The organism is Serratia sp. CY43202 (genome assembly GCF_052168755.1).
GTDB lineage: Bacteria > Pseudomonadota > Gammaproteobacteria > Enterobacterales > Enterobacteriaceae > Serratia > Serratia bockelmannii.
Genome location: NZ_JBJNMB010000005.1, coordinates 330,870 through 344,230 on the forward strand (window position 1 = coordinate 330,870; position 13,361 = coordinate 344,230).

Consider the following 13,361-nt stretch of genomic DNA (forward strand, 5'->3'; position numbering starts at 1 on the left):
CGCTTATTTTAATACATTGCTTCGGTTCTCTTGCGAGCCGGGCGGGTTATACCTACCATAGCCTCAGCACTTTTTGTCAAAATGGTTCAGGTGGCCGCGTTATCCCCTGACACGCCGCAGAGCGTGTTCCCTTTTATCGCGTGGGTGACAGGACGTTCACCCGCACAGTCACAGGAGTTCGCCATGCGAGTACTGGTTGTTGAAGATAATGGTTTGCTGCGCCACCACCTTTCCGTTCAGATGCGCGAGATGGGCCATCAGGTCGACGCGGCCGAAGACGCCAAGGAAGCCGATTATTTCCTGCAGGAACACGCGCCGGATATTGCCATCGTCGATCTCGGCCTGCCGGGCGAAGACGGCCTGAGCCTGATCCGCCGTTGGCGCGCGCACCAGACCAAACTGCCGATCCTGGTGCTGACCGCCCGCGAAAGCTGGCAGGACAAAGTGGCGGTGCTGGAAGCCGGCGCCGACGACTATGTCACCAAGCCGTTCCACCTGGAAGAAGTGATCGCCCGCATGCAGGCGCTGATGCGCCGCAACAGCGGCCTGGCTTCGCAGGTGATCGTGCTGCCCCCGTTCCAGATCGATCTGTCGCGCCGCGAACTGAGCGTCAACGATCGGCAGATCAAGCTGACCGCTTTTGAATACACCATCATCGAGACCCTGATCCGCAACGCCGGCAAGGTGGTGAGCAAGGATTCGTTGATGCTGCAGCTCTACCCGGACGCCGAACTGCGCGAAAGCCACACCATCGACGTGCTGATGGGACGTTTGCGTAAAAAGGTGCAGGCGGAATACCCGCATGAAGTGATCACCACGGTACGTGGCCAGGGTTATCGTTTTGACGCGAAGTGAACATGATGTTCAACAAGAATAAAAAACCGTTTTCGCTGCGCGCCCGCTTCCTGATGGCGACCGCCGGGGTGATCCTGGCGCTGTCGCTCTCTTACGGTTTGGTGGCGGTCGTCGGCTACATCGTCAGCTTCGACAAGACCGCCTTCCGCCTGCTGCGCGGCGAGAGCAACCTGTTCTTCAGCCTGGCGCAGTGGAAAGACAACAAGCTCACCATCGCCATCCCCCCCGATATCGATCTCAACTTCCCGACGCTGGTCTTTATCTACGACGATAAGGGCAACCTGCTGTGGAGCCAGCGCAAAGTGCCGGAGCTGGAGAAGCTGATCAACAAGGAATGGCTGGAAGAGTCCGGCTTCTACGAAATTGACACCGATACCCGCATCAGTAGCGAAGTGCTGGGGGATAACCCCAAGGCACAGGATCAGCTGAAGAATTATGACGATACCGATCAGAACGCGCTGACGCACTCGGTGGCGGTCAACACCTATGCCGCCACGGCGCGGCTGCCGGCGTTGACCATCGTGGTGGTCGACAGCATTCCGCAGGAGCTGCAGCGCTCAGACGTGGTGTGGGAGTGGTTCAGCTACGTGCTGCTGGCCAACCTGCTGCTGGTGGTGCCACTGCTGTGGCTGGCGGCCTACTGGAGCCTACGGCCGATCAAGGCGCTGGTCAATCAGGTGGGCGAACTGGAGAACGGCGAACGCGATCAGTTGGATGAGAACCCGCCCAGCGAACTGCGCGGCCTGGTGCGCAATCTGAACATTCTGGTGCGCAACGAGCGCCAACGCTACACCAAATATCGCACCACCCTGTCGGATCTGACCCACAGCCTGAAAACGCCGCTGGCGGTGCTGCAAAGCACCCTGCGCTCGCTGCGCAGCGGCAAACAGACCACCATCGAAGAAGCCGAGCCGATCATGCTGGATCAGATCGGGCGCATCTCTCAGCAAATCGGTTACTACCTGCACCGGGCCAGCATCAACTCCGGCCAGACGGTGCTGACGCGCGAGATCCACTCGGTGCCGGCGCTGCTCGACAGCCTGGTGGTGGCGCTGAACAAGGTTTACCAGCGCAAAGGGGTGGTGATCACGCTGGATATCTCGCCGGAAGTGACCTTTATGGGCGAGAAGAACGACTTTATGGAAGTGATGGGCAACGTGTTGGAAAACGCCTGCAAATACTGCCTGGAGTTCGTTGAGATCACCTCGCTGCACTCCGAGAAAAACCTCACCATCGTCATCGACGACGACGGCCCGGGCATCCCGGAAAGCAAGCGCCAGCTGATCTTCCAGCGCGGCCAGCGGGTGGATACCCTGCGCCCCGGCCAGGGCCTTGGCCTGTCGGTGGCGGCGGAGATCATCGAGCAATACGACGGCGAAATCGTCATCAGCGACAGTCCGCTCGGCGGCGCGCGCATGCAGGTCACCTTCGCCCGCCAGCACGACACCCACCACAACGAGTAAATTATGCCGCTGCGGCCCCGATCCACGGGGCCAAACTTCCGTTATAATCGCACTCAGGCTCACTCCTCTATCCTGGAATAGAACATGGATTATCAATTAGATCTGGACTGGAACGATTTTTTGCAACGCTATTGGCAAAAGCGTCCGGTGATTCTGAAGCGCGGCTTCAAAAACTTTATCGATCCGATCTCCCCGGATGAGCTGGCCGGGCTGGCGATGGAAAACGAAGTGGACAGCCGCCTGGTCAGCCACCAGGACGGCCGTTGGCAGGTTGCGCACGGCCCCTTCGAGAGCTTCGATCACCTGAGCGAAAACAACTGGTCGCTGCTGGTGCAGGCGGTGGACCACTGGCATGAGCCTTCCGCCGCGCTGATGCGCCCGTTCCGCCAGCTGCCGGACTGGCGGATGGATGACCTGATGATCTCCTTCTCGGTGCCTGGTGGCGGCGTCGGCCCGCACCTCGATCAGTACGACGTGTTCATCATTCAGGGCACTGGCCGCCGCCGCTGGCGCGTCGGGGAAAAAACGCCGCTGAAACAGCACTGCCCGCACCCAGATCTGCTGCAGGTCGAACCGTTCGACGCCATCATCGACGAAGAGATGGAGCCGGGCGACATTCTCTACATTCCGCCGGGCTTCCCGCATGAAGGCTACGCGCTGGAAAACGCGCTCAATTACTCGGTGGGCTTCCGCGCGCCGAACGGCCGCGAGCTGGTGAGCGGCTTCGCCGATTACGTGCTGGCGCGCGAGCTGGGCAGCAAACGCTACGGCGATCCGGACGTTAAACTGCGCGAACACCCGGCGGAGATCCTGCCGCAGGAAGTGGACGCCTTACGGCAGATGATGCTGGATCTGGTGCAACAGCCGGAACACTTCCAGCACTGGTTCGGCGAGTTCATCTCCCAGTCGCGCCACGAGCTGGATCTGGCGCCGCCGGAGCCGCCGTATCAGGCCGGGGAAATCTACGAACTGCTGCAACAGGGTGAAGCGCTGCAGCGCCTGGGCGGGTTGCGCGTGCTGCGGGTCGGCGATCGCTGCTTCGTCAACGGCGAACTGATCGACACCGACCAGCTGCAGGCCGCAGATGCCCTGTGCCAGCACTTCAGCGTCGACGCCGCCCTGCTCGGCGACGCGGTGGACGACCCGTCATTCCTGGCGCTGCTGACCGCGCTGGTCAACAGCGGCTATTGGTACTTTAACGACTGATTGCGAGTACGCGAACAAGCCGCCCTATCGGGTGGCTTTTTTTATGCCTGCCGCGCCTGCGCGCGAAAGCCGGCCAGCGCTTCATTCGCCATGCCCGCCTGCTCCGCCGCCGCGCAAATCTGCCGCCAGGTATTGGCGTCTATCGGTATGCCCTGCTCCAGCCGCGCCGCGCGGTTGGCCTCTTCCCATTCTCCCGGCACCGCGATCGGCTGTTCGCCGCTCGGCGGCGACGCCTTCACCCAGCCGATAAACGCTTCGGCCTCGGCCTGCATTTGCGGGGCGTCGAAGGCCTGAGGATCGAGGATCAGGGTCGTCATGCAGTTGAAGATGGCGTCGCTGTCGGCTTTCAGCGTAGCGTCGTGGGTGGTGCGGCCGCCGGAGAGCGCGCCGCCGAGGATCTCGCACATCGCCGCCAGCGCATAGCCTTTGTGCAAGCCGAACGGCAGCAGCGACCCGAACGGCGCTTCGTGCATCACCTTCGGTTCGGTGGTGGGTTGCCCGTGTTCGTCGATCAGATAGCCCGGCGCCACCGACAAGCCTTTGTTATAGGCCACCCGAGTCTTGCCGAAGGCGATGCCGCTGGTGGCGAAATCCAACAGCAGCGGCGTGCGGCCCGGCCGCGGGAAAATGGCGCAGAACGGGTTGGTGCCGAAGCGGCGATCGCTGCCGCCGAACGGCGCCACCATCGGATCGCCCACCACGTTGACGAAGTGAATCGAGATAAAACCGGCGCGGGCACACTGTTCCGCCCAATGGCCGATGCGGCCGATATGGTGCGCATTGTGCAGCGCCACCGCCGCCAGGCCCAGCTTGCCGGCGCGTTCAATGCCCAGCGCCATCGCTTCGCTGGCCACCACCTGACCGAAGCCGCGCGCGCCGTCGAGCGTCAGCACCGCGCCAGCGTCGCGCACCACTTCGGCGTGCTGATTGAGCTGTAATTGCCCCTGCGCCAACGACGCCATGTAGCTGGGGATCATGCCGACGCCGTGCGAATCGTGCCCGGCCAGATTGGCCTGCACCAGATGATCGGCCACCAGCTCGGCTTCGCGCGCCGTACTGCCGGCCTGGCGCCAAATCGCCTGAACGAACTGCGCCAAATGCGGGCTGGCGATACGGTATTCGGTGCTCATCATGCGGTCCTTATGCGTGGGGAATGTGCCTCCACACTATGAGCAACGCCTTGTTGCGGCAAGCGATTATGCCGATCGCAAGCGTCCCGTTTTAACTACAGTGTCCGCACGTTAGCCTGCGACAAAAATAGCGGGCGCCGCTACTTTAGCCCCCGGCAAAAGGCTCTCGTTACGGTGCCCTTCCACCTGCCAAAAAAGAAAACCCCCAACAAACTTTCGTTTGCTGGGGGTTAAAGATGCACTAATCAGACCATAACTATGGCTATTCGATACCGTATTTTTTCTCGGTTACGAATTTCGGCTCTTTCCAGTTGGGGCCTTTCACTACTTTTCCATTTTGATCTTGAAGCACCCCTTTTTGGAATAATGCATCATAAGTAGAAGAGAGCTCCCCGCTGGAAATTGCATCAAAGCGATTATAGGTATATAGACGATCCAATTTACGGTAATCAGCGGTCGGCCCCAAAAAAGTTAGCACATCTTCTACACTTTCATTTTTAACGATATCTTTTAAAGGCATTATTTCTTCCCTCCCATAGCATCTTTCAGTTCCTGTTCATATGCGGCTTGTAGGGCCCCATCTGTATAAAGCGCCTGTTCCTTTTCATTTATTCTATAGTCTTCAAGCGTAGCAGTATGTGTATTATTCCATACGGCCTTCTGTTCTTGAACACTGTGCGGAACCTCACCATCTTTTATGCCAAGATTCCTGTACCTCTCCAACTCTCTGATTTCATGAGTATAAAATCGCCTATCAGTGTCAGTAGGTTGTAGCTCCCCTTTCAAAATTTTATCCAAACGGTCAATCATCACTTGGTTTTCCGGAGTCTGTTCAAAACGCCCTGTATGCAGCTTCACCTTATCCACGCCGGCACGGTCGATGCTAGCCCCTTTCCAATCCAGGTTCTGAATGGGGCCCCCTGCTTTATTGGTGTTGTATTCACGCCCGCTGTATTTGCCCCTGGCGTTGGTTTCACCATAGGGCTTGCTCACCATCACATAAACAGCTTCAACTCCGGTTTCCAGCGCATCCGGCTGCCACAGGATAAAATCTTGCAGATCCTGCACCACATCCGCCGGGAAGGTGGTAACCACGATGCTGTCCGCCTGCCTGATGCCGGTGCCGGTATGCACTGGCGATTTGGGCCCCGGTGAGCCGTTGCCGGTATGCGCCGGCGCAGCCGGCCCGGTCGGCACCGGGTTGATCAGTATCGTTCTGGCCGGCGCGCCCGCCACCGCCGGCAGCGTGATTTTGTCCAGCCCCGTCAGGTCATCGCGAACGGGTCTGAATACCGGCACGCTCGGCGATACGCCGCCGACGCCCGTTCTGACGAAGTTGACGCTCTGTCTCCCGTTATCGTCAGTGGTGATAAATCCGCGCACCGGCAAATCGACCGAGGTCATGCCGGGCTGAATGGTCGCCCTGCCCGCCGCCGCCAGGCTCGCCTGCAGGGCAAACAGATTGACATCCCGCCCGGGCACCCGATCACTCCCTGCACCGACCTCCGTCGGGTAGAAGCCGAGAGCAAAAGCCCCCAGCACCGATCCGGCGGCGACCGCGGTGCCGGCGCGTATACTGCCGACTTCGTAGGCCGCCCGCCACGATGCGCTCGCTGCCCAGCCGGCCAGTTCGCTCGTGGTCGTCATCACACCTTGCCCGACCATCGACGTCTGCAGCATGGCGGGGGCGCGGTTGAGCACCATGGCGCCTGCCGCCGCCAGCGCCGCATTGGCCGCTTTTAGCTTTTCCGGCGTATACGCCGGAGCGTCCATAATACCCGCTTTAGCGAACAACGCTTTTCTGGCGGCTTCCACCTTGCGGGCCTCTTCAGCCTTACGGGCTTCCTCGGCTTTGCGAGCCTCTTCAGCCTTACGAGCCTCTTCGACTCTGCGGGCCTCTTCCGCCTTTCGGGCCTCCTCAGCTTTACGGGCCTCTTCGGCCACTTCTCGTTCTACCTGTTTAAATTGTTGATAGGCCGAGGTCAAAGAAGGTACTTCGACATTGCGTTGCCGATACCCTGTGCGATCGTCCCCTTTGCCGCCTCCGTTGATTTCATATTGCTCCGTAATTTCGGTCATCATCCTATTATTATCAAGCCAGAAACCCGGCGGGATTTTTCCATTAAGCACCTCGGAATAGGTGGCTAATGACACCTTATCTTCAGCGGTAGAATTGTTACCATTACTGTTCCCGTTGGGTGCACTCTGATAATTACCGATCTTATGGCCAGTATCAATATGACCGACAAAACCGGTCACTCCAGACTTATTAAAATCAAAACCAATGACATTTTTTAATTGTGGCTCAGACTTTAATGCGTTACGCACACCTATTTCATCAACCGCGCGAACGTCACTTACCTGAACCTGCAATCTGCCACTATCATCCAACCCCGTCAAAGATACTGAGGCATAAGGTGCAAGGGCTCGTCTTATTTTTAGCAAACTACCCAGTATACTCTTGACGCTAGGGTCATTTTTGATGGCATTGACCTGTCGTTGCTTCGCAGCCTCTCGGGAGTTCCCACTGATACTACTGTCTCTGCCGCCATTACCGTTCGAGCCGCCTGGCGTCGAACCATCAGGTCGAGCATTGAGATTATCGCCGCTGCCGCCCATATAATCTCCAGCGGTAGGACCATGGCCATTCAGTTCCTGTGGCATATTATTTTCTCCTGGATATTACTATTCCATCAGATGCACTGAAGGCGATTTATTCCCTGTCTGGCAAACGTCGACATGCAAAAATATTTCCGCGTCGCTGAGTTCTCAATTTGATTCCCGGTTTGGAGAGATTGAATAAATCGCCGTTTTATTATCGTTATTGGCTGGAAATCATGCCTTCCAACGCCGCCAACCGCGATTCCAACCCTTCTCGGGCCGCTCGCTCTTCCTTAAGCGCCTCAACCAGCAACGCCACCACGCCGTTGATATTGATGCCCCGCGCGTCCTTCAGCACGCTGCCGTCGTTGAGCTTCAATTCGGTTTGGGTTACCGACTGCGGCAATACGCTCTCCACTTCCTGAGCGATCACCCCGGCCTCCGGCACGCCCTGTTTGAGGTAGGTGTAGCCGCCTATCTTGGCCAGCTTGTCCAATGCGCCGTCAATTTGGGTGATGTCCGTTTTCATGCGGGCGTCGGAGCTGCTGTGCCAAGCGCCGTTGGTGAAGGCGTTTCCATTATTACGGAATTCAAATAGGCCACTGCTTTTGTCATCACCAACCTGAATCTCCACAAACTGGTTTTCCCGTATCCGCTCGCCAAGGTACAGGTTGGCATAGACTCTTCCATTTCCCTGCAGGTGCAGACCATGGGTGACGCTTAACGCGTCATTTTTTTTGACAACCCCTTCAGCCCAGAACCAGCCATTGGGATTGCGCTTGGTCAATTGCCCCACCGAAAGCTCAGCGTTAGGCTTCACCTGGAGTTCGTTCCAGTTTCCTTTCATGTCACGATAAGACAGCAGGCCGTAATCCTGCTCATTGCCGACAATCCGTGAGCCCATCAGCATCGTTGAGGTCTTATCGCCGCTGGTGAACTTGCTCTCAACAGGGGAAGAATAATAGATTTGTCCATTGATAAGCGGGATCGGACCAGTGGTCGAGGTGGAGATACCCGCGTTGTGCGAGACCATCGCCCCGCCGGAAATGTCCACCCCATTGCGCAAGGCAACCCGGCCAGACGCCAAATTGAACGAGAACGGGCGCAGGGTGTTCCACTGTCCGTTAAGCGCTTGGCCACCCGGCGTCGTCAGCGCATAAAAATCGCGTCCATCATTACGCAGCATCACGCCGGTATTGCCATTTGCCAGCCGAAAACCGTTGGCCGATTTGGAGACGATTTCACCGTCGCTGACCACGCGCTGGCGCAGCGTAGAAAGCGATTTCAGTTCCGCGATATCGTCATTAACGCCGTTAATCACCTGCGCATTTTTCTTTTCTTCTGCCATGATTGTTACCCTCTTACGTCCTGTTTGATGGCGGTTAACAGCGCTCATTCCCCCAGCATTCCCCGGCCACTGGGCTCACCGCACCGAAGCTGTAAAACCGGTTAAGCACACAGCAACACTGTATGCATAACCAGAACTTTATCTCGAAGAATAATGGGATTCCCTCACCACGGGTTGTGTGATGAACGGGACAACCAAGCGGCGGGAACTATAAAGAGAACAGAAGCAGAGAACGGCGGGCGCGCTGAGCCCCTCCGGGCATATCAGAAAAAGGAATACGGGCCGGCGCAAGCCGGCCGGGGAACGAAGGGGTTTACCGCGCCCGCTCGGCGGCCAGCGCCGCGATGCGCATGATCACCGCCACCGCTTGCTCCATGCCCTCCAGCGTCACGAACTCGTGCTTGCCGTGGTAGTTGTAGCCGCCGGTGAACAGGTTCGGGCACGGCAAGCCGCGGAACGACAGCTGCGCGCCGTCGGTGCCGCCGCGGATCGGTTTCATCACCGGTTCGATGTCGCAGTCGCGCATCGCCTGCTGCGCCAGCGCGATCACGTGCGGGTGCTCCGCCACCTGTTCGCGCATGTTGTAATAGCTGTCTTCGATGCTCACTTCGATATAGCAATCGCGGGGCAGGCCTTTGCCGACCTCGCGGGCGATGTCCACCATTTTGCGTTTGCGCGCCTCGAACCCCTCGCGCTCGAAGTCGCGCAGGATATAGTGCATTTCGGCGCGCTCTACGCTGCCCTTGATGCTGCTGAGGTGATAAAAGCCCTGGTAGCCTTCGGTGGTCTCCGGCGCTTCGTCCGCCGGCAGCGCCTGATGAATGCGGGTGGCCAGCGACAGCGCGTTGACCATCACGCCCTTGGCGCTGCCGGGGTGCACGCTGTTGCCGAGGATTTTGATCGTCACCGAGGCGGCGTTGAAGTTCTCGCACTCCAGCTCGCCGACGCCGCCGCCGTCCACGGTGTAAGCCCATTCGGCATTGAAGGCCGCCACGTCGAACAGCTGAGCCCCCTTGCCCACCTCCTCGTCCGGGGTGAAGGCCACGCGGATGTCACCGTGCGGGATTTTGCGCGCGCGCAGGCGCACCATGGCGGTGAGGATCTCGGCGATGCCGGCCTTGTCGTCGGCGCCCAGCAGCGTTTTGCCGTCGGTGGTGATCAGGGTCTGCCCCAGCATCTGGTGCAGGATCGGGAACATCACCGGCGACAGCACTTCATCGCCGATGCCGAGCGCAATGTCGCCGCCGCGATAGTTCTCGACGATTTGCGGATTGACGTGTTTGCCGCTGAAATCCGGCGAGGTATCCAGATGGGCGATAAAACCGACCGCCGGCACCGGCCAGGCGACGTTGCCCGGCCAGGTGCCCATCACGCAGCCGTGTTCGCTGAGCGACACCCGCTCGAAACCGAGCGCGATCATTTCCTGCTGCAACGCACGCGCCAGCTTCAACTGCCCGTCGGTGCTCGGCACATGCTTTACGTTCGCTTTGGACTGGGTGTCGAAAGAGACGTAGTTGAAAAAGCGGTCAAGTAATTTGTCCATGGTAGCGGCCCCTCAGAATATCGCGTTTCATTATGCGGAACCGATCAGGATCAAATATTGCGTCAGGTCATTTTTAACCAGAATTCGCCAATATCATTAATCTTTGTGATGATTTCAGAGGGAAATAACGCTGTCATCACAGGGTCATTTGTCGCTATCATGATGAAAAACGCGGCATCTGGGCCGGATCGGCTTTCAATTCCGGCATTCAGCGTCTATCATGCGCGCTCGAAAAATTTCCATTGGCGTAACTGGTTTGAGCTTCATTTGATCAGCGGGCATCCCGCAAGCTCCGGCAGTCTTTTCCAGTTGCGGTTCTATCTGCATTAGCCCACGGGATAGAGTAATACGATAAATGACTGAGATATCCTCTCGAGCACCCCTTGTTGAACTGCATGCCCTGAGCAAAGCGTTCGATGGCAAAACCATCATTGCCGATCTGGATCTGACGATTAATCACGGCGAATTCCTCACCATTCTCGGCCCCTCCGGCTGTGGCAAAACCACGGTGCTGCGCCTGATCGCCGGTCTGGAAGACGCCGATCGGGGCCGCATCGCGCTCGACGGCCAGGACATCACCGCCATTGCGGCCGAGCATCGCCACGTCAACACCGTGTTTCAGAGCTATGCCCTGTTTCCGCACATGTCAGTGTTCGACAACGTCGCCTTCGGCCTGCGCATGCAAAAGGTGCCAGCGGCGGAACTGACGCCGCGCGTCGAAGAGGCGCTGCGCATGGTGCAGTTGGACGACTTCGCCAAGCGGCGGCCGGGCCAGCTCTCCGGTGGCCAACAGCAGCGCGTGGCCATCGCCCGCGCGGTGGTCAACAAGCCGAAGGTGCTGCTGCTGGACGAATCGCTGTCGGCGCTGGACTACAAGCTGCGCAAGCAGATGCAGAACGAGCTGAAGGCGCTGCAGCGCAAGCTGGGTATCACCTTCGTGTTCGTCACCCACGATCAGGAAGAAGCGCTGACCATGTCGGACCGCATCGTGGTGATGCGCGAAGGCCGCATCGAGCAGGACGGCACGCCGCGTGAGATCTACGAAGAGCCGAAGAATCTGTTCGTCGCCAGCTTCATCGGCGAGATTAACATCTTCGACGCGGTGGTTTTGGAGCGCCTCGATCCACAGCGGGTGCGCGCCAACGTCGAAGGCCGCGAGTGCGACATCTATGCCGATCTGCCGGTGGAGCCGGGCCAAAAGCTGAAGGTGCTGCTGCGCCCGGAAGATCTGCGGGTGGAAGAAGTGAACGACAGCGCGCAGCACGACGGGCTGATCGGTTACGTGCGTGAGCGCAACTACAAAGGCATGACGCTGGAGTCGGTGGTCGAGCTGGAGAATGGCAAAACGGTGATGGTCAGCGAGTTCTTCAACGAAGACGATCCGGACGTCGATCACTCGCTCAACCAGAAGATGGCGGTGACCTGGGTCGAAAGCTGGGAGGTGGTGCTGGCCGATGAAGAAATCGCGTAAAGTCTTCCAGAATGTGGTGATCGTCGGCGTCGTCGCCTGGCTGCTGTTGTTCGTGTTCATGCCGAACCTGATGATCATCGGCACCAGCTTCCTGACCCGCGACGACGCCAATCTGGTGCAGATGGTGTTCACGCTGGATAACTACCGGCGCTTGTTCGACCCGTTGTACGCCCAGGTGCTGCTGCACTCGCTGAACATGGCGCTGATCGCCACCCTGTGCTGCCTGGTGGTTGGCTATCCGTTCGCCTTTATCCTGGCGCGCTTGCCGCAGAAAGTGCGGCCGCTGCTGCTGTTTCTGCTGATCGTGCCCTTCTGGACCAACTCGCTGATCCGCATCTACGGCCTGAAGCTGTTTCTCAGCACCCGCGGCTATCTCAACGACGCGCTGCTGTGGATCGGCGTCATCGACAAGCCGCTGCGCATCATGTACACCTCGGAAGCGGTGATCCTCGGCCTGGTGTATATCCTGCTGCCGTTTATGGTGATGCCGCTCTACTCCAGCATCGAAAAGCTCGATAAATCCTGCCTGGAGGCGGCGCGCGATCTCGGCGCCAGCAAGCTGCAGACCTTTATCCGCATCATCGTGCCGCTGACCATGCCGGGCATTATCGCCGGCTGCCTGCTGGTGGTGCTGCCGGCGATGGGGCTGTTCTTCGTCGCCGATCTGATGGGCGGCGCCAAAAACCTGCTGATCGGCAACGTGATTAAAAGCCAGTTCCTCAATATCCGCGATTGGCCGTTCGGCGCGGCCACCAGCATCTGCCTGACGCTGGTGATGGGGCTGTTGCTGCTGGTCTATTACCGGGCCGCACGCCTGCTGAACAAGAAGGAGGATCTGGCATGATCGGACGTCTGCTGCGCGGCGGCTTTATGACGCTGGTATACGCCTATCTGTATATCCCGATCGTCATCCTGATCGTCAACTCCTTCAACGCCTCGCGCTTTGGCATCAACTGGCAAGGGTTCACCGCCAAGTGGTACAGCACGCTGCTGAATAACGACAGCCTGCTGCAGGCCGCGGGGCACTCGCTGACCATGGCGGTGCTCTCCGCCACCTTCGCCACCCTGATCGGCTCGCTGACCGCGGTGGCGCTGTACCGCTACCGCTTTCGCGGCAAGCCGTTCGTCGGCGGCATGCTGTTCGTGGTGATGATGTCGCCGGACATCGTAATGGCCATCTCGCTGCTGGTGCTGTTCATGCTGCTGGGCATTTCGCTCGGCTTCTGGTCGCTGCTGTTCTCGCACATCACCTTCTGCCTGCCGTTCGTGGTGGTGACCGTCTACGCGCGCCTGAAAGGCTTCGACGTGAAGATGCTGGAAGCCGCGCGCGATCTCGGCGCAAGCGAGTTCACCATCCTGCGCAAAATCATCCTGCCGCTGGCGATGCCGGCGGTGGCGGCCGGTTGGCTGCTGAGCTTCACCCTGTCGATGGACGACGTGGTCGTCTCCTCCTTCGTCACCGGGCCGAGCTACGAGATTTTGCCGCTGAAGATCTACTCGATGGTGAAAGTCGGCGTCTCGCCGGAGGTCAATGCGCTGGCCACCATTTTGCTGCTGCTGTCGCTGGTGCTGGTGATCGCCAGCCAGTGGGTGATGCGCGATCGCGCGCCCAAGGCAGAATAATCCTTCCCGCCGGGCGCCGCAGCGCCCGGTTGTGATCCCCTTCACAACCGGCACCGGTTGTCACTCTCTGACCATCGGTGCCTATTTCCGCCCCGCCGATTGCAGCGGCGAAAACTTCCCC

General features: G+C 59.0%; 12 protein-coding genes. 7 read left to right on the forward strand and 5 right to left on the reverse strand.

All coding sequences use genetic code 11. From position 1 onward, the window contains the following. The first annotated feature begins 183 nt into the window (after positions 1–183). From phoP to ACJ8J5_RS13015, 3 genes are all read left to right on the forward strand, one after another. A complete protein-coding gene (gene phoP, locus ACJ8J5_RS13005) occupies positions 184–855 on the forward strand; it encodes a two-component system response regulator PhoP (RefSeq protein WP_025302513.1) in 672 nt (223 codons plus the stop codon). A gap of 5 nt (positions 856–860) precedes the next feature. Next, the gene (gene phoQ / locus ACJ8J5_RS13010) at positions 861–2,318 is read left to right on the forward strand and encodes a two-component system sensor histidine kinase PhoQ (RefSeq protein WP_025160271.1); all 1,458 of its coding nucleotides are present in this window, start codon (positions 861–863) and stop codon (positions 2,316–2,318) included. A gap of 84 nt (positions 2,319–2,402) precedes the next feature. Continuing rightward, entirely contained in the window at positions 2,403–3,524 is a 1,122-nt protein-coding gene (locus ACJ8J5_RS13015; RefSeq protein WP_004941161.1) for a ribosomal protein uL16 3-hydroxylase, read from the forward strand. A 41-nt stretch (positions 3,525–3,565) separates the two neighbouring features. On the opposite strand, the gene ACJ8J5_RS13020 is transcribed toward ACJ8J5_RS13015, so the two are convergent. The 5 genes from ACJ8J5_RS13020 to pepT form a co-directional block, all read right to left on the reverse strand. Beyond that, positions 3,566–4,654 (reverse strand): malate/lactate/ureidoglycolate dehydrogenase, encoded by a 1,089-nt coding sequence (locus tag ACJ8J5_RS13020; RefSeq protein ID WP_049188248.1) that lies wholly within the window; start codon positions 4,652–4,654, stop codon positions 3,566–3,568. Positions 4,655–4,916: 262 nt separating this feature from the next. Then, complete coding sequence (locus tag ACJ8J5_RS13025) at positions 4,917–5,174, reverse strand: hypothetical protein (protein ID WP_060432908.1); 258 nt, start codon at positions 5,172–5,174, stop codon at positions 4,917–4,919. Next, positions 5,174–7,318 (reverse strand): S-type pyocin domain-containing protein, encoded by a 2,145-nt coding sequence (locus ACJ8J5_RS13030; RefSeq protein ID WP_230201379.1) that lies wholly within the window; start codon positions 7,316–7,318, stop codon positions 5,174–5,176. Before ACJ8J5_RS13030 ends, ACJ8J5_RS13025 begins: the two co-directional genes overlap by 1 nt. A 157-nt stretch (positions 7,319–7,475) precedes the next feature. After that, positions 7,476–8,603, reverse strand: a complete 1,128-nt coding sequence (locus tag ACJ8J5_RS13035; protein ID WP_060432907.1) for a tail fiber domain-containing protein — start codon at positions 8,601–8,603, stop codon at positions 7,476–7,478. A gap of 313 nt (positions 8,604–8,916) precedes the next feature. Next, positions 8,917–10,146: a peptidase T gene (gene pepT / locus ACJ8J5_RS13040; RefSeq protein ID WP_004941154.1), complete on the reverse strand. Its 1,230-nt coding sequence runs from the start codon at positions 10,144–10,146 to the stop codon at positions 8,917–8,919. Between the two features lie 57 nt (positions 10,147–10,203). On the opposite strand from pepT, the gene ACJ8J5_RS13045 reads away from it, so the two are divergent. The 4 genes from ACJ8J5_RS13045 to potC are packed head-to-tail and all read left to right on the forward strand — an operon-like array spanning position 10,204 to position 13,240. Then, complete coding sequence (locus tag ACJ8J5_RS13045; protein WP_127146169.1) at positions 10,204–10,476, forward strand: hypothetical protein; 273 nt, start codon at positions 10,204–10,206, stop codon at positions 10,474–10,476. A 25-nt stretch (positions 10,477–10,501) separates the two neighbouring features. Continuing rightward, positions 10,502–11,617, forward strand: coding sequence for a spermidine/putrescine ABC transporter ATP-binding protein PotA (potA, locus tag ACJ8J5_RS13050; protein ID WP_368907382.1), 1,116 nt, complete (start codon positions 10,502–10,504; stop codon positions 11,615–11,617). Next, positions 11,601–12,461 carry a spermidine/putrescine ABC transporter permease PotB gene (gene potB / locus ACJ8J5_RS13055; RefSeq protein WP_197769345.1) on the forward strand — a complete coding sequence of 287 codons (861 nt, stop codon included), beginning with the start codon at positions 11,601–11,603 and terminating at the stop codon, positions 12,459–12,461. The genes potA and potB overlap by 17 nt, the downstream gene beginning before the upstream one ends. Then, complete coding sequence (gene potC / locus ACJ8J5_RS13060; protein WP_033640617.1) at positions 12,458–13,240, forward strand: spermidine/putrescine ABC transporter permease PotC; 783 nt, start codon at positions 12,458–12,460, stop codon at positions 13,238–13,240. Before potB ends, potC begins: the two co-directional genes overlap by 4 nt. The last annotated feature ends 121 nt before the right edge of the window (positions 13,241–13,361 follow it).